The organism is Allobosea eneae (assembly GCF_042657265.1).
Taxonomy (GTDB): domain Bacteria; phylum Pseudomonadota; class Alphaproteobacteria; order Rhizobiales; family Beijerinckiaceae; genus Allobosea; species Allobosea eneae.
The window spans coordinates 144,788-160,060 of record NZ_JBHSLW010000009.1; the positions used below are offsets into that span (position 1 = coordinate 144,788).

Genomic DNA, 15,273 nt, shown 5'->3' on the forward strand with positions numbered 1-15,273 from the left:
TCAGGCCTTTCCGGCAGGCTCGGCGGGGCGGTCGGCGACGAGCGTGCCGGCATGTCCCCAATCCTCGCGCTCGATCTCCTGGATCACGATATGAGTGTTCTGCGGGTTCTTGCCGAGCACGCGGACCAGAGTCTGCGTGAACTCCTTGACGATCTCGGCTTTCTGCTCGCGCGTCGCGCCCTTGGTGATCTGCAGGTTGACGTAAGGCATCAGGCGGCCCCTGGCTTGGGTGCACCCTCGCGCTGGCCGAGCCAGCAATCGATCTCGCGGGCAACGATCTCGCGCACGCCCTCGTCGCTGACCATGTCCGAGACCTCGCCGACGAAGGCGGCAAGCACCAGCGCCTCTGCCTGCGGCCGCGGCAGGCCGCGCGCCATCAGGTAGAACAGCTGCTCGCCGTCGATCTGCGCCACGGTGGCGCCATGGCCGCAGACCACGTCATCGGCGAAGATCTCGAGCTCCGGCTTGTTGAACATGGTCGCGCCGTCGTTGAGCAGCAGCGCATGGCTCTTCATGCTGCCGTCCGTCTTCTGCGAATGCTGGCGGACGACCACCTTGCCCTGGAAGACGCCGGTGCCTTCACCCTCGATGATGCTCTTGAACAGCTCGCGGCTCTCGCCATGGGCCGCCGCATGGTCCATCACCAGCGTGACGTCGGAATGCTCCTGCTTGCGCAGGAGGTTGATGCCGCGCAGCGCCGCACGGCTGTGCTCGCCGCCATAGCGCAGGAAGCTCTGCTGGCGCAGCACGCCGCAGTTCACGGCGACCACGACCGAATCGAAGCTGGCGTGGCCCCCAAGCTCGACCAGCAACGACTGCACCTGCACGGTCTCGGCGCGCTGCCGCGAGACCATGCGCACATGCTCGACCTCTGCGCCCTCACCGATGACGAAAGAGGTCGCGTGGTTGACCTGCACTGGCGCTGCGCCGACGCTCTCCTGCAGCTCGACGACCGTGACCTTGGCGCCAGCGCCGATCTTGATCAACGCCCGCGAGACGATCGACGCCTCGCTCGCGCCGGAACCGAGCGCCAGCAGGACGATCGGCTGATCGAGCTCGGCGCCATCGGCGATCTCGATCACGACGCCGTCCTGGGCGAAGGCGGCGTTGAGCATCAGCGCGCTGTCGTCGCGCGCCACCTCCGGCGGCGTGAAGGCCGCGGCGATCTCGTCCGAGCTCTCCGCCAGCGCCTCGGCCAGGCTGCGCGCCCTGACGCCTTCGGGCAGGCCCGTCAGGTCGGAATCATCGGCACTGAACACGCCGTCGATGGTGACGAAGCGCCGGCCGGCGATGGTCTGCAGCGCCAGCCGGTCGGCGATCGCCTGCGGCCGCGCCGGACGGCGGACCAGCGGCATCGCCTCGCGCACCAGGTTGCGCAGGTCGGTGTAGCGCCAGGATTCGAGCCGGCGATGCGGCAGGCCCTTGGCCTCGAAGCCGGCGAAGGCGTCCTCGCGCAGCTTGCGCATCGCGCCGGCGCCCGGCAGCTCGGCCTTGATGTTGGCGAACTGCTCGGCGAGCTGCTGCTCGGCCGCGGTCTTGAGCGGGGTGATGATCGCCATCACGCAGCCTCGCCATAGGAGGCATAGCCGCTCTTCTCGAGCTCGAGCGCCAGCTCCTTGCCGCCGGTCCTGACGATCTTGCCCTTCGACATCACGTGCACGGTGTCGGGCACGATATGGTCGAGCAGGCGCTGATAGTGGGTGATGACCAGGAAGCCGCGATCTTTAGCGCGCAGTGCATTGACGCCCTCGGCGACGATGCGCAGCGCGTCGATGTCGAGGCCGGAATCGGTCTCGTCGAGGATGCACATGGACGGCGACAGCAGCGCCATCTGCAGGATCTCCATGCGCTTCTTCTCGCCGCCGGAGAAACCGACATTGAGCGGCCGGCGCAGCATCTCGCGGTCGATGCCGAGCTTGTCGGCGGCGCCGTTGACCTGGCGGATGAAGTCCGGCGTCAGCAGTTCGGCCTCGCCGCGCGCCTTGCGCTGCGCGTTCATCGCCGCCTTGAGGAAGGTCATGGTGGCGACACCGGGGATTTCCAGCGGATACTGGAAGGCGAGGAAGATGCCGGCGGCGGCGCGGGCATCGGCCTCCATCTCCAGCAGGTTCTCGCCATTGAGCAGGATCTCGCCGTCGAGGACCTCGTAGTCCTCCTTGCCGGCGATGACGTAGGACAGCGTCGACTTGCCGGAGCCGTTCGGCCCCATGATCGCAGCGACTTCGCCGGCGTTCACGGTGAGGTTGAGGCCGTTGAGGATCTGCTTGTCCTCATCGGCGATCTTGACGACCAGATTGCGAATTTCGAGCATTGTCTTAATCCTGAGAGAAGAATTCTTTGCGTTTCTGAGCGATTTGCTCGTCACTCGAGCCTGCCGCTCTCCAAAATCGAACGAAAGCTCGTTCTTGATGCGCGGTCGCTCTCAAAATCCCGGCTACGCAAGCGACCGCGCAGACTCCTAGGAGCAAGAGAACAAGCGTGGCGTTGAAGAAGAAGCTGGCTAGAAGCGCGGCCAGAAAGCAGCCAAGCAGAGCCCATATCCAACGGTGAACCCAACGTGTGGATGCGTCTTGATCAGCAGATTGCCGCTCAAGATCGCTCACCCCACGCTCCCCTCGAGCGAGATCGTGATCAGCTTCTGCGCCTCGACGGCGAACTCCATCGGAAGCTGCTGCAGCACCTCCTTGACGAAGCCGTTGACGATCAGCGCAACCGCCTCCTCCTCGGAGAGGCCGCGCTGCTGGCAGTAGAACATCTGGTCCTCGCCGATCTTCGACGTGGTCGCCTCGTGCTCGAAGATCGCGGTCGCGGTCTTGGCCTCGATGTAGGGGATCGTGTGGGCGCCGCACTGGTCGCCGATCAGCAGCGAGTCGCAATTGGTGAAGTTGCGCGCGCCGGTCGCCTTGCGGTGGGCCGAGACCATGCCGCGATAGGTCGAGTCGGACTTTCCGGCCGCGATGCCCTTGGCGATGATCTTCGAGGTCGTGTTCTTGCCGAGATGCAGCATCTTGGTGCCGCTATCGACCTGCTGGGCGCCGTTCGACACCGCGATCGAGTAGAACTCGCCGCGCGAGCCGTCGCCGCGCAGGATGCAGGACGGGTACTTCCAGGTGATCGCCGAGCCGGTCTCGACCTGCGTCCAAGAGATCTTCGAGCGCTTGCCGCGGCAGTCGCCGCGCTTGGTCACGAAGTTGTAGATGCCGCCCTTGCCCTCGGCGTCGCCGGGGAACCAGTTCTGCACGGTCGAGTACTTGATCTCGGCATCGTCGAGCGCGATCAGCTCGACCACCGCCGCATGCAGCTGGTTCTCGTCGCGCTTGGGCGCGGTGCAGCCTTCGAGATAGCTCACATAGGAGCCCTCGTCGGCGATGATCAGCGTGCGCTCGAACTGGCCTGTGTTCTGCTCGTTGATGCGGAAATAGGTCGACAGCTCCATCGGGCAGCGCACGCCCTTGGGGATGTAGACGAAGGAACCATCGGTGAAGACCGCGCTGTTCAGCGTGGCGAAATAGTTGTCGGTCACCGGCACGACGCTGGCGAGGTACTTCTTCACCAGCTCGGGATGCTCGCGGATCGCCTCGGAGATCGAGCAGAAGATCACGCCGGCCTTGGCGAGCTCGTCCTTGAAGGTGGTGACGACCGAGACCGAGTCGAACACCGCATCGACCGCGACCCGGTTTTCCGGCGCGACGCCGGCCAGGATCTCCTGCTCGCGCAGCGGGATACCGAGCTTCTTGTAGGTCTCCAGGATCGCCGGATCGACCTCGTCGAGCGACTTCGGATCGGCGCCCTTCTTCGGCGCGGCGTAGTAGTAGATGTCCTGGTAGTTGATCGGCGGATAATTGACGCGCGACCAGGTCGGCTCGGTCATCGTCTTCCAGCGGCGGAAGGCATCGAGCCGCCATTCCAGCATCCATTCCGGCTCGTTCTTGCGGGCCGAGATGTAGCGGACCGTGTCCTCGGTCAGGCCCTTGGCCGGCTTGTCGACCTCCAGCTCCGTGACGAAGCCGTATTTGTACTCGGTCACGTCGATCGACTTGACCTGATCAATGGTCTCCTGGACCGCTGCCATCTCTACACTCCTGTCGCGGGTTCAAGGCCCGCCGGTTCGGTCTTGCTCTTGCGGGAGGCCTCAGGCGGCTGCCTGAACCTTCCGGTTCGGGTTCGCCGCCAGCGCCTTGGCATAGGCCGCGATAAACTGGTCGATATCCGCCTCGCAGGTGGTCCATCCGAGCGAGGCGCGCAAGGCCCCTTCGCTCATGACAGGGTCAATGCCCATGGCCGACAAGACGTGCGAGCGCCTGACCTTGCCTGACGAGCAGGCCGAGCCCGAGGATAGGGCGACGCCGGCGAGATCGAGCTTGATCAGCGCCGTCTCGGCCTTGATGCCGGGCGTCGCGAAGGCGGAGGTATTGGGCAGGCGCGGAGCCCTGCCGCCGAAGATCGCCGTATCCGGCGCCAGCGCCATCAATCGAGCCTCCAGCTGGTCACGCAGCCCGGCCAGCCGGGTGGCCTCGGTAGCGAGCACCTTGCCCGCTTCCTCGGCCGCGACGCCGAAGCCAACGATGCCCGGCAGGTTCTCGGTGCCGGCGCGCCAGCCGCGCTCCTGGCCGCCACCGCGCAGGGGCTTGTCGGCGAGTTCGAGTGCGCCGGTGCGGAACACGATTGCGCCGACGCCCTTGGGGCCACCAATCTTGTGGGCGGACAATGTCAGAGCATCGACGCCCAAGCCATTGATATCGATCGCGATCTTGCCGGCGGCCTGGACGGCGTCGGAGTGCACGAGCGCGCCATGACGCCTGGCGATGGCGACGATCTCGGCGATCGGCTGCAGCACGCCCGTCTCGTTGTTGGCAAGATGGACCGAGACCAGAGCGCGCTCGGCCGGCTTCTCCGCCGCAAAGCGCGCAAGCCGCTCGTCGAGCCAGCCGAGATCGACGAGCCCGTCGCCATCAACCGGGATCGCCTCGGCCTGGCCGGCCGGGAAGCGATGGCCGTCACGCACGCAAGGGTGCTCGCTGGCGCTGTACAGCAAGAGCGTCACTGGGGCCCGCACGCAATCGCGCGCACCGCTGCAATCGCTGAGACCGGGCGACAGGATCGTCGCATTGGCCTCGGTGCCGCCGCTGGTGAAGACGACATTGCTCGCCTTGGCGCAGACGAGTGACGCGACCTGCTCGCGGGCCTGTTCGATGGCGCCGCGGGCCGCGCGGCCCTCGTTATGGACGGACGACGGGTTGCCCGGCATCTGCAAGGCCCGCAGCATCGCCTCCGCCACGGCCGGGCGGACCGGCGTCGTGGCGTTGTGGTCGAGATAGCTGCGGGTCGTCGCGAACACCTGCGCTTTTGCTCCGCTCCGGAGGGCTTGCCCGAAGACGCGGCACGAAATGCTTGAAATCGCACCCCTGCGCCGTGCTATAGCCGCCCGTCCAAGCCATGATGGACCGGAACCGCAAGCGGCCTTCGCCTGCATGTTCCAGTTCTGTTCACGGCTGTTAGAACCATTCTAAGCGATTGATGTAGGGCGCGAGTGGCGGGGCCGTCAAGGGTGAGCAGGCTTTTCAGCGGCAGCGAAGCCGCTTTTCAGCAGGCTGCCCGCGAGCCACGCCCGACAAAAGGCGAGATGTGATGCCAGAGGTGATTTTCAACGGTCCGGCCGGCCGGATCGAAGGCCGCTACCAGCCCGCCAAGAAGCGCGGCGCGCCGCTGGCGATCATCCTGCACCCGCACCCGCAATTCGGCGGGACGATGAACAACCAGATCGTCTACAACCTGTTCTACACCTTCGTGAACCGCGGCTTCTCGGCGCTGCGCTTCAACTTCCGCGGCGTCGGCCGCAGCCAGGGCCAGTTCGACCACGGCGCCGGCGAGCTCTCGGACGCCGCCGCGGCGCTCGACTGGATGCAGGCGCTGAACCCCGAGGCCAAGAGCTGCTGGATCTCCGGCGTCTCGTTCGGCGCCTGGATCGGCATGCAGCTCCTGATGCGCCGCCCGGAGATCGAGGGCTTCCTCTCGATCGCGGCGATGGCCAACCGCTACGATTTCTCCTTCCTCGCCCCCTGCCCGTCCTCCGGCCTGTTCGTGCACGGCTCGGAGGATCGCGTCGCCCCGGTCAAGGAGGTGATGGCGGTGATCGAGAAGGTGAAGACCCAGAAGGGCATCCAGATCGAGCATGCCGTGGTCGAGGGCGCCAACCATTTCTTCGACGGCCGCGTCGACCAGCTGATGGAGCAGGTCGGTGTCTATCTCGACCGCAAGGTCGGTCCCGAGATCATCAAGAGCGAGCAGGAAAAGGCCTGAGCGCCAACGCCGTCATGCTCGCCCTTGTGGCGAGCATCCACGTCTTGCACACCGCCTGCGATCAGCGAAGACGTGGATGGTCGGGACAAGCCCGACCATGACGCGAGAACCGTCAAACCATCGAGCTCTATCATGACCGCCTTCAAGTCCGATTTCCTGCGCGTGCTCGACGAGCGCGGCCTGATCCACCAGATCTCCAATCCAGAGGAGCTCGACAAGCTCTGCCTGCAGGGGCCGCAGACGGCCTATGTCGGCTATGACGCGACCGCGACCAGCCTGCATATCGGCAACCTGATCTCGGTCACCATGCTCTACTGGTTCCAGGAGACCGGGCATCGGCCGATCACGCTGATGGGCGGCGGCACCTCGATGGTCGGCGATCCGTCCTTCCGCGACGACCAGCGCAAGCTGCTCTCAGTCGAGGAGATCAACGCCAATATCGAGAGCATCAAGAAGGTCTATTCGCGCATCCTGCGCTATGGCGACGGCCCGACCGACGCGTTGATGGTGAACAACGCCGACTGGCTGCTCAAGCTCAACTATGTCGAGTTCCTGCGCGATGTCGGCCGGCATTTCTCGGTCAACCGCATGCTCTCCTTCGACTCGGTGAAGCTGCGGCTCGATCGCGAGCAGTCGCTGTCCTTCCTCGAATTCAACTACATGATCATGCAGGGCTACGACTTCGTCGAGCTCAGCCGCCGCTATGATTGCCGCCTGCAAATGGGCGGTTCCGACCAGTGGGGCAACATCATCAACGGCGTCGACCTGTCGCACCGCATGGAGGGCAAGCAGCTCTTCGCGCTGACGACGCCGCTGCTGACGACCTCGTCCGGGGCCAAGATGGGCAAGACCGCTAGCGGCGCCGTCTGGCTGAATGGAGACCTCTTTAGCCCCTATGAGTTCTGGCAGTATTTCCGCAACACCGAGGACGCCGATGTCGGCCGCTTCCTCAAGGTGTTCACGCGCCTGCCGCTGAGCGAGATCGCCAAGCTCGCCGCGCTCGGCGGCTCGGAGATCAACGAGGCCAAGAAAGTGCTGGCGACCGAGGCCACCGCGCTGCTGCACGGCCGCGAGGCCGCCGAGGCCGCGGCCGAGACCGCCCGCAAGACCTTCGAGGAAGGCGGGGCAGCGCAGGACCTGCCGAGCATCGAGGTGCCAGCTGCCGAGCTGAACGCCGGCCTCGGCGTGCTCAGCGCCTTCGTCAGCGCCGGCCTCGTGCCCTCGACCGGCGAAGCCCGCCGCCAGATCAAGGCCGGCGGCCTGCGCGTCAATGACTCGCAAGTGAGCGACGAGCGCGCGATGTTGACGCCGGCCGATCTCGTGGACGGCGCGGTGAAGCTTTCCTTCGGCAAGAAGAAGCACGTCCTGCTGCGGCCTGTCTGACGGCCGCTGTCGCCAAAGGCCATCGGTTTCGCGTGCTCGGTTCGCCTAGCGAGCTGAGCGCTTCTTCTCGAGCATTTTCGATCGAAGTGGGCACCGGGTCGCGTGAAGAAAATGCTATAAAACAAGGAGCTAGAGCAATTTCGCGATTCGAAGACTTGCGAAAAAGCCCTAGCGCTCGGGCGTGCCGGGCGCGGGCAGGTTGCTGCCCGGCCGGGACTGCTCCAGCGGGCCGCCGCCGAGCGGATCGACAAAGCGGCGCAGGATGCCGGGCGCTATCGCCGAAAGCGGATTCACCGTCATGGTCGGCTGGCTGGCCGAACCGGAAACGCGGAAATTCACGGCGAAGAGCCCGCCATACTGTCCGCCGCCTAGGATCATGCCGACGACGGGAACCTGGGCGAAGGCGTTGTTGAAGGCATAGCCCGGCACGAAGGTGCCGCCGATGTCGACCCGGTCGCGGGCATAATCGACATTGCCCTGGATGGTAAAGCCGACCTGCTGGCCCCAGAGCACGGCGTCATTGATGTCGATCCGGCTGGCGCTGCGCACGAATTCAGCGCGCAGCTTGGTGAAGGCGACATCACTCGCATCGATGCGCGGCGCCGGCGCGCCGGTGCTGTCCTGCGCGCCCGGCCCTTGCGAGCCCGGCGGACCGACGACGCGGCGCAGAGCCGGCTCGTCCCGCACCGTGAAATTGCGCATCAGCAGCTCGCCGGGCTGGCGCCCCTCGCCGGCGCCTAACTGCAGGATCAGGTCACCGCCATACGCGCGGCGATAGAGATCGAGGAAGCGCAAGATCGCGCCGCCATTCTCCGACTGCACCACGACCCGATCACCTTGTCTGGCCTGCTTGATCGAGAGATCGGCCTTGCCGATGCGTCCCTGATAGCCGATCGAGCGCATCGCCCCGCTGCGGCGCGACAGCTTGAGCTGCGAATTGCCGAGCGCCTCGTTGTTGAAGCCGGTCAGAATCGGCACGTCGAGGTCGAGATCGAAATCCGGACCGGGCGCCGCGTTCTGGTTGCCGCGTCCGCCGCGTGTCGGCGCCGGCGTATCGAAGAGGTCGCGGACGAAGGGCCGGGCATCGAGAACCGTCCCGCGCACCGAAAGCTTGGTCACGGCGCCATCGCGCCCGATCTCGACCTTGGTCAGATTATCGCCCGGCGACAGGCGCAATTGCGAGAAGCTAGCGCTCTCGAACGCATTCTGCTTGTTCAGCGAGATGCGGCCCTTGGCGAAAAGCGGCGCGCTCTCGATCGTCAGGTCCTCCAGGTCCGGGCCATCGTCATCGACGACGTAGTTGAACGCCGCCTTCCCCGCCCGGCCCGCCGGCTTGCTCACGCCGGGAACGCCGGTGTCGATCGCGGCCCTGGCCAGGTCGACCTCGACCCGCGGCGGCGCGTCCGGGCTCCTGCCGAGAGGCTTAGTGACCTTGACCTGCAGCGGCCCGCTGATGCCGGTGTCGGGACCGAAGCCGCGCCGCTTGAGCGCGGCATTGTCGAGCATCAGCGTGACGGTCGCCTCGCCCTGCCCCTTGGCGTTCTGCTTGAGCTCGATCGGCGCCTTGTCGCCGCCGACCCTGCCCTCGCCCTTGATCGAGAGCTGGCCGCGGTCGTAGTTCAGCGCGAGATTGGCGCCCTCCAGCTTTTCGCCGCCGAGCAGGCTGTCGGAGGCGATGTTCGACAGCATGCCGCTACTGCGGATCACGACGTCGCTGAAGGTCAGATCATTGATGAGCGGCAATGTGATCTGCTCGGTCAGGTCGATCGTCCCCCGCAGCGCACCCGGCTCGATCTTGAGCGGCGAGAACTCGCGCAGCGACGGGAAATTGAGGAGCGCGACCATAGCATCGGCCGATCCCGTCGACCTGAAGCCGATCCGCGCCTGCGGCCGCTCCGCCCAGGTGTCGGACATGGCGAAGGTACCGTCGCTCAATTGCAGCTTGCGGCCCTCGCCCAACTCGGCCGTCGCCTGGGAGATGGCGAGGTCGACGGTGCGGCCGGTCGTCGAGCCGACGACGCGTGCATCCGTCAGCAGCGGCAGGCCGGGATTGGGCAGGAAGCTGACCTGCGAAGCCTTCAAGCGTACGGCGACGGCATCGTCATCCATGCCCTTGCCGCTCCACAGCCGCATATTGGCCTCGGGCGACATCGTCACCTTGACGTCGATCTCCTCGACCCGGCCGCCCTTGACCATCTCGGAGAGAGCCCCATGCAACCCGGGCGAGGTGACCGCCGGCCAGACCGCGAGCGCGGCCCGCATGTCGGTATCCACGGCCCTGATCTGGAACTGATGCGAATTCTGCTCGTCGCGCCGACGCGCCATGCCGGAGCCCTCGGCATTGATCAGCGGCCCCTTGAACGAGAAGTTGTCCATCCGCACTTCGCCCGCAGCCGGATCGACTTCGATCTGCGTGCGCAGCGCCGATAGAACGACGGCGGCATCTTTGCCGATGCCGGCCACCTGCCCGGAGCCGTCGAGCGCCAAATGCCAGATGCCGCCCTCGTTTCGCGCCTGCCCGCTTCCGGCCAGCCTGGTTTCGCCGGCCAGAATCTGGGCGCTCGCGACCTTGATCGTCTTGAGGCCGTCGTCGCTGCCGAAGTCGAGCTTCGCTCCCTGGACCTCGATCGGGTCGAGCCCGGCGTCATGAACCCGGATCACACCCGGAGCGACGGCGAGCCCCGCCGCAAGCCTGCGCTCGCCGCTGCCTGTCTGGGTGAAAGAAATCTTGCCGCTGAGCGCGAGACCGTCGAGCGCGACCATGGCGTTGCCGAAAGCCAGCGCCACGGCCTCAGCCGGCTCGAATCGCTGGATGTCGACGGTGGCGCTGCGCGTGCCGTCCGGTGCGCTCGCCAGATCGATCGCCAGCTCCTTCCAGCGCGGCCCGACCCGCCCTCTCATCGACAATCGCGCCTGGCCGCCACCGAAGCGCTCCAGCCTGATGTCGACGTCTTCGAGCCCGGAGCGCTGTCGCCCTGCCGGGTCGATCAGCGTCACCCGCGCGCCCCCGATCCCGGCGACCTCGAGCGAGCCGAGCAGGCCGTCATTGGAGACCAGCGCGCCGATCGCGTTCATAGCGCCGGCGAAGGCGTCCCAGTCCACCGGATCGCCCGCCACGGGCGTCTTCGAGACCTGCTCCGGCTGCGCATCCTGCTCCAGCAGCAGCGAACCATCCTGCCGGACGCCGAGCCGGATGTTGACGCCGCGCAGGTCGAGCGAGACCAGGCGGAAATCGCCGCGCAGCAGCGCCATCGGATCGTAGCCAAGGACGGCTTCGGGCGCTCGGAACGAGGCCCCGCCGGCATGTCGGAACGAGACTTCGCGCACCCGCAGGCGCGAGCGGCCATCGGTGCGGGTGAGTTCCGCCTGCGCGGCTTCGACTTTCCAGTTCGGGCCGAGCCGCTCCTCGATCGCGGCCGAGATCCGCCCCTCCAATCCCGAAAGCGGAATGAAGCCGCTGACCAGCAACACGGCCGCGGCGAACCCCAGCGTGACGACGGCGACGCACACCGTGACCGCTATGGTGACGACACCGCGCCAGGCGCGCTTGGCCACGGCGGCCACTTCCTGACATTCCGCCTCGGCAGCCGTGGCAGGTGTGGGGACCGGGTCGATCTTGTTGTTCTCGCTCAAACGAAATCGCTTCTTGTCTTGCTGCTCGAATCGTGCGGATCGATGCGGCGGCTATAGCAGCCGAGCCGCCTTGCCGTCCGTATGATGCGCCTGATCCCGGGAGCCGTACAGCAGCGACAAGCTAGCTGATTCGTCCCTGTCGGTTCCGGTTTGTGGTCTGAGCCGGCTTGGTGCTCGCGGCTTGCCCGGCCGTTGCACGTGATCGCGACCAAAGGAAGGCGAAGATGGCGTTGAACGAAGGCATTCAGGCTCCCGACTTCACCTTGCCGACAGATGGCGGCGGCTCGTTGACACTGTCCGGGCTGCGCGGTCGCAAGGTCGTGCTCTACGCCTATCCCCAGGACGATACGCAGAGCTGTACCAACGAGGCGCTTTCCTTCGACGCCCTGCTCGCGGATTTCACCGCCGCCGGCACGAGCGTCATCGGCATCTCTCCGGATTCGGTGAAGCGCCACGACAAGTTCAAGCAAAAGTACAATCTGAAACTGACGCTCGTCTCCGACGAGGAGAAGACCGCGATCGAGGCTTACGGCCTCTGGGTCGAGAAGCAGATGTATGGCCGTCACTATATGGGCGTCGAGCGCAGCACCTTCCTGATCGACGAGACCGGGACGATCGCCCGCGTCTGGGCCAAGGTCAGGGTCAAGGGCCATGCCGAAGCCGTGCTGGCTGCGGCGCGCGAGCTTTGAGGTCATCGCCAGGACTTCCCCTTGCCCTCATCCTGAGGAGCGATCGCAGGTCGCGTCTCGAAGGATGCTCCAGCTTTCTCTAGACCCTCCAGGACCATCCTTCGACACGCCGCGGCGCGGCTCATCAGGATGAAGGCTGAGTGTCCAAGGCAGCATTGAGAAACGCCAGCTCGCATACGAGGAAACCTACGGCGATTTGCGATTGATTAACCCTAACGGGGTCTAATCCCCCTATCGCAGCGTCACGTCCGGTTTTGCGTATGACCTCCTCGAATTCCCGCGTCCAAGCGACCGGCCACGAGCTTGCCGTCACCGGCCTCCTCTCCCGCCGGAGCTTCACGATCAGCCGCGCGACCGCCTTGCTCGGCCTCAGCCTGCTGGCTCTCACCACGGCCTGGAGCGGCGCGACGAGCTGGTACATCCTGCGCAAGGACGACCTCGCCGCCCGGCTGATCAGCCGCGAGACCTCCCGCCAATACGCCTATGAGGACCGGATCGCGGCGCTGCGCGCCGATGTCGACCGGCTCGCCAGCCGAGCCCTGCTCGATCAGGACGGCGTCGAAGCCCGTGTCGGCGAGATCGCGATGCGCCAGGCCGAGCTCGAATCGCGCCAGTCGCTGGTCAACGCCGTCGCCGAGAGCCTGCAATCGGCCGGGATCGGCGTATCGCAGGCCGCCAAGAACCCGCTGCGCCAGCGCATGATCAAGCCGGAGGAGCCGGTCCGCGCCTCCGGCGTCACCAGCTTCGCCCCGTTCGCCTCGGGCAAACCGACCCCGGCGCCGGAGACGCTGCCCTTGCGCGGCGCGGGTGAGCGTTCGGCGCCCTGGCAATCGGGCGAGATCGAGGAGCCGGTGCCACCGGCCAAGCGCGTCGCCGAAGCGCTGATCCAGCTCGATCAGTCGATCGAGCGCAGCTCGGCCACTCAGCTCGCGGCCCTGCGGGAGATCGACAAGACCCTCGGCGATACCCAGAAGACGCTGCGCAGCGCTCTCGCCGAAACCCGCCTCGACACCGACAAGCTCGCCGTCGCGACCCCGGCGCCCAAGGGCGTCGGTGGCCCCCTGGTGCCAGTCAATCTCGACGCCTCGGCGGGGCCGTTCGAGGCGACCTTGAGTTCGTTGCAGCCGCGTATCGCAACAGTCTTCCGCCTGCGCAGCCTTGTCGAGCAACTGCCGATCCGCCGGCCGCTCGCGGGAGAGCTGGAGCTGAGCTCCAATTACGGCTACCGCGCCGATCCCTTTACGCGCGGCGCCGCGCTGCATACCGGCATGGACCTGCGCGCCGAGCACGGCGCACCGATCCGTGCGACCGGTCCGGGCAAGGTCGTGACAGCCGAGTATTCCGGCGGCTACGGCAACATGGTCGAGATCGAGCATGCCGGCGGCATCACCACCCGGTACGCTCACATGTCGGCGATCCTGGTCAGCGAGGGCCAGGCGGTCGCCGCCGGCACGCTGATCGGCCGCGTCGGCTCGACCGGTCGCTCCACCGGCCCGCATCTGCACTACGAAACCCGCATCGACGGCGACCCGGCCGATCCGAATCGGTTCTTGCGTGCCGGCGACAAGCTCGCCGGGCAGCTCTGACACTTAACCGACCAACGCGCAAAATTCTTCAGAGCATGCTGCAGCGCTCGGCTGCAGCATGCTGTTCTATTTCGACAAACGTCGATATCCGACCTTGCTCTCGGAGCACATTCCGATCGGCCCGTAGCCCAGTTCGACCGGAAGGCGCTCTCCCTCTCAAATCGAGAGACGGCTTCACCCGATCAGATCGATTCGATCTGATCCAGACCTAGTCGATATCCTCGACTTCGACGCTCGTGCCGTAGACCCGCTGCGCCAGCGAGGCCTCCATGAACGGGTCGAGATCGCCGTCGAGCACGTCGGAGGGCGCCGTCGACGAGACCCCGGTGCGCAGGTCCTTCACCAGCTGGTAGGGCTGGAGCACGTAGGAGCGGATCTGGTGGCCCCAGCCGATATCGGTCTTGGAGGCCTGCTCGGCGTTGGCCTTCTCCTCGCGCTTCTTCAGCTCGACCTCGTAGAGGCGGGCGCGCAGCATTTCCCAGGCCTTGGCCCTGTTCTTGTGCTGCGAGCGCTCCTGCTGACAGGCCACTGCGATCCCGGTCGGGATATGGGTGATGCGCACCGCCGAATCGGTGGTGTTGATGTGCTGGCCACCCGCGCCCTGCGCCCGATAGGTGTCGATCCGGCAGTCGGATTCCTTAACGTCGATGACGATGCGGTCGTCGACGACCGGATAGACCCAGACCGACGCAAAGGAAGTCTGTCGGCGAGCATTCGAATCAAACGGCGAGATGCGCACCAGACGGTGCACGCCGGATTCGGTTTTCAGCCAGCCATAGGCGTTGTGGCCCTTGAACTGCAGCGTCGCCGACTTGATGCCGGCCTGGTCGCCGTCCTGATAGTCGAGCGTCTCGACCTTGAACTTCCGCCGCTCGCCCCAGCGCCGATACATGCGCAGCAGCATCTCGGCCCAGTCCTGGCTCTCGGTACCGCCAGCGCCGGGGTGGATCTCGACATAGGTGTCGAGCATGTCGGCTTCGCCGGAGAGCAGCGATTCGACCTGCAGCCGGCCGGCCTCGGCCTCGACAGCCTTGATCGCGGCCTCGCCCTCGGCGATCGTCGCCTCGTCCTCTTCCATCTCGCCGAGCTCGATCAGCGTGAGCGCGTCCTCGACGTCACGTTCGAGCTTGGTGATGCCCGCGATCTGCGTTTCGAGCTGGGTGCGCTCGCGCATCAGCTTCTGCGCGTTCTCGGCGTCGTTCCAGAAGTCGGGGCCTTCGGAAAGCGCGTTCAGCTCCGCCAGGCGTCGTTGTGCGACATCCCAGTCAAAGATGCCTCCTCAGCAGTCCGATCGACTGCTTGGCGTTGTCGAGTTGCGTCTGGATTTCGGGGCGCATGATCGTTTCGTCTTGGTCCGTCGCTTGAGGCTGACTGGCTGGGCCGCTGACATAGGCACGAAGCGCAGCCGTGTAAATGGTGCTGGCGCCGTCCGGTTCGTCAGAAAGCGCAGGCGAGGCATTCGCCCCCGTGACGATACTCCGCTTTCCAGTGATGCGGATCGTCGACGACCTGATAGGCCAGCCCGGCGGTGAGCGGATAGCGCTTGCGGAACGGTCGGGCGAGCAGGACGAAGAGGTCGCAATGCGGCGGCCATTCGCCGTGGTCGAGAACCCGTTGCCGCGCGCCAACTCGGCCTCGAGGATCGCCTGGAGCGGCGCGGCCGTCAGGGCCGCGCCCTTGGC

General features: G+C 66.1%; 12 protein-coding genes. 4 read left to right on the forward strand and 8 right to left on the reverse strand.

Features of this window, described 5'->3' with window-relative positions; all coding sequences use genetic code 11:
- From ACFPOB_RS07015 to ACFPOB_RS07035, 5 genes are all read right to left on the reverse strand, one after another.
- Entirely contained in the window at nt 1–210 is a 210-nt protein-coding gene (locus ACFPOB_RS07015; protein ID WP_377797016.1) for a tautomerase family protein, read from the reverse strand.
- Nucleotides 210–1,559 carry a Fe-S cluster assembly protein SufD gene (sufD, locus tag ACFPOB_RS07020; protein WP_377797018.1) on the reverse strand — a complete coding sequence of 450 codons (1,350 nt, stop codon included), beginning with the start codon at nt 1,557–1,559 and terminating at the stop codon, nt 210–212. The genes ACFPOB_RS07015 and sufD overlap by 1 nt, the downstream gene beginning before the upstream one ends.
- A complete protein-coding gene (gene sufC, locus ACFPOB_RS07025) occupies nt 1,559–2,311 on the reverse strand; it encodes a Fe-S cluster assembly ATPase SufC (RefSeq protein ID WP_377797020.1) in 753 nt (250 codons plus the stop codon). Before sufC ends, sufD begins: the two co-directional genes overlap by 1 nt.
- A 288-nt stretch (nt 2,312–2,599) precedes the next feature.
- Entirely contained in the window at nt 2,600–4,072 is a 1,473-nt protein-coding gene (gene sufB, locus ACFPOB_RS07030; protein WP_092153685.1) for a Fe-S cluster assembly protein SufB, read from the reverse strand.
- Between the two features lie 60 nt (nt 4,073–4,132).
- Entirely contained in the window at nt 4,133–5,338 is a 1,206-nt protein-coding gene (locus tag ACFPOB_RS07035; RefSeq protein ID WP_377797022.1) for a cysteine desulfurase family protein, read from the reverse strand.
- 290 nt (nt 5,339–5,628) lie between these two features.
- Here ACFPOB_RS07035 and ACFPOB_RS07040 point away from each other — a divergent pair, with 290 nt between their 5' ends.
- Nucleotides 5,629–6,300 (forward strand): alpha/beta hydrolase, encoded by a 672-nt coding sequence (locus ACFPOB_RS07040; protein ID WP_137880940.1) that lies wholly within the window; start codon nt 5,629–5,631, stop codon nt 6,298–6,300.
- A 132-nt stretch (nt 6,301–6,432) separates the two neighbouring features.
- A complete protein-coding gene (gene tyrS / locus ACFPOB_RS07045; protein WP_377797023.1) occupies nt 6,433–7,683 on the forward strand; it encodes a tyrosine--tRNA ligase in 1,251 nt (416 codons plus the stop codon).
- Nucleotides 7,684–7,851: 168 nt separating this feature from the next.
- Here tyrS and ACFPOB_RS07050 read toward each other — a convergent pair whose 3' ends face one another.
- A complete protein-coding gene (locus ACFPOB_RS07050; protein WP_377797024.1) occupies nt 7,852–11,316 on the reverse strand; it encodes a hypothetical protein in 3,465 nt (1,154 codons plus the stop codon).
- Between the two features lie 224 nt (nt 11,317–11,540).
- Between ACFPOB_RS07050 and ACFPOB_RS07055 the strand changes: the two genes are divergently transcribed.
- Nucleotides 11,541–12,005, forward strand: coding sequence for a peroxiredoxin (locus ACFPOB_RS07055; RefSeq protein WP_377797026.1), 465 nt, complete (start codon nt 11,541–11,543; stop codon nt 12,003–12,005).
- Between the two features lie 260 nt (nt 12,006–12,265).
- Nucleotides 12,266–13,591, forward strand: a complete 1,326-nt coding sequence (locus tag ACFPOB_RS07060; protein WP_377797028.1) for a M23 family metallopeptidase — start codon at nt 12,266–12,268, stop codon at nt 13,589–13,591.
- Nucleotides 13,592–13,799: 208 nt separating this feature from the next.
- On the opposite strand, the gene prfB is transcribed toward ACFPOB_RS07060, so the two are convergent.
- Both prfB and ACFPOB_RS07070 read right to left on the reverse strand, forming a co-directional pair.
- A protein-coding gene (gene prfB / locus ACFPOB_RS07065; protein ID WP_377797030.1) for a peptide chain release factor 2 occupies nt 13,800–14,928 on the reverse strand; the annotation gives its coding sequence in 2 pieces (ribosomal slippage) (nt 13,800–14,858 and nt 14,860–14,928; 1,128 coding nt in all).
- Nucleotides 14,857–15,219 (reverse strand): hypothetical protein, encoded by a 363-nt coding sequence (locus tag ACFPOB_RS07070; RefSeq protein ID WP_377797353.1) that lies wholly within the window; start codon nt 15,217–15,219, stop codon nt 14,857–14,859. Before ACFPOB_RS07070 ends, prfB begins: the two co-directional genes overlap by 72 nt.
- Nucleotides 15,220–15,273: the final 54 nt, after the last annotated feature.

What these genes read in the sequence shown, in the direction of transcription:
- ACFPOB_RS07015 (WP_377797016.1), bottom strand. Translation starts at nt 210, where the DNA reads ATGCCTTACGTCAACCTGCAGATCACCAAGGGCGCGACGCGCGAGCAG.
- sufD (WP_377797018.1), bottom strand. Translation starts at nt 1,559, where the DNA reads ATGGCGATCATCACCCCGCTCAAGACCGCGGCCGAGCAGCAGCTCGCC.
- sufC (WP_377797020.1), bottom strand. Translation starts at nt 2,311, where the DNA reads ATGCTCGAAATTCGCAATCTGGTCGTCAAGATCGCCGATGAGGACAAG.
- sufB (WP_092153685.1), bottom strand. Translation starts at nt 4,072, where the DNA reads ATGGCAGCGGTCCAGGAGACCATTGATCAGGTCAAGTCGATCGACGTG.
- ACFPOB_RS07040 (WP_137880940.1), top strand. Translation starts at nt 5,629, where the DNA reads ATGCCAGAGGTGATTTTCAACGGTCCGGCCGGCCGGATCGAAGGCCGC.
- tyrS (WP_377797023.1), top strand. Translation starts at nt 6,433, where the DNA reads ATGACCGCCTTCAAGTCCGATTTCCTGCGCGTGCTCGACGAGCGCGGC.
- ACFPOB_RS07055 (WP_377797026.1), top strand. Translation starts at nt 11,541, where the DNA reads ATGGCGTTGAACGAAGGCATTCAGGCTCCCGACTTCACCTTGCCGACA.
- ACFPOB_RS07060 (WP_377797028.1), top strand. Translation starts at nt 12,266, where the DNA reads ATGACCTCCTCGAATTCCCGCGTCCAAGCGACCGGCCACGAGCTTGCC.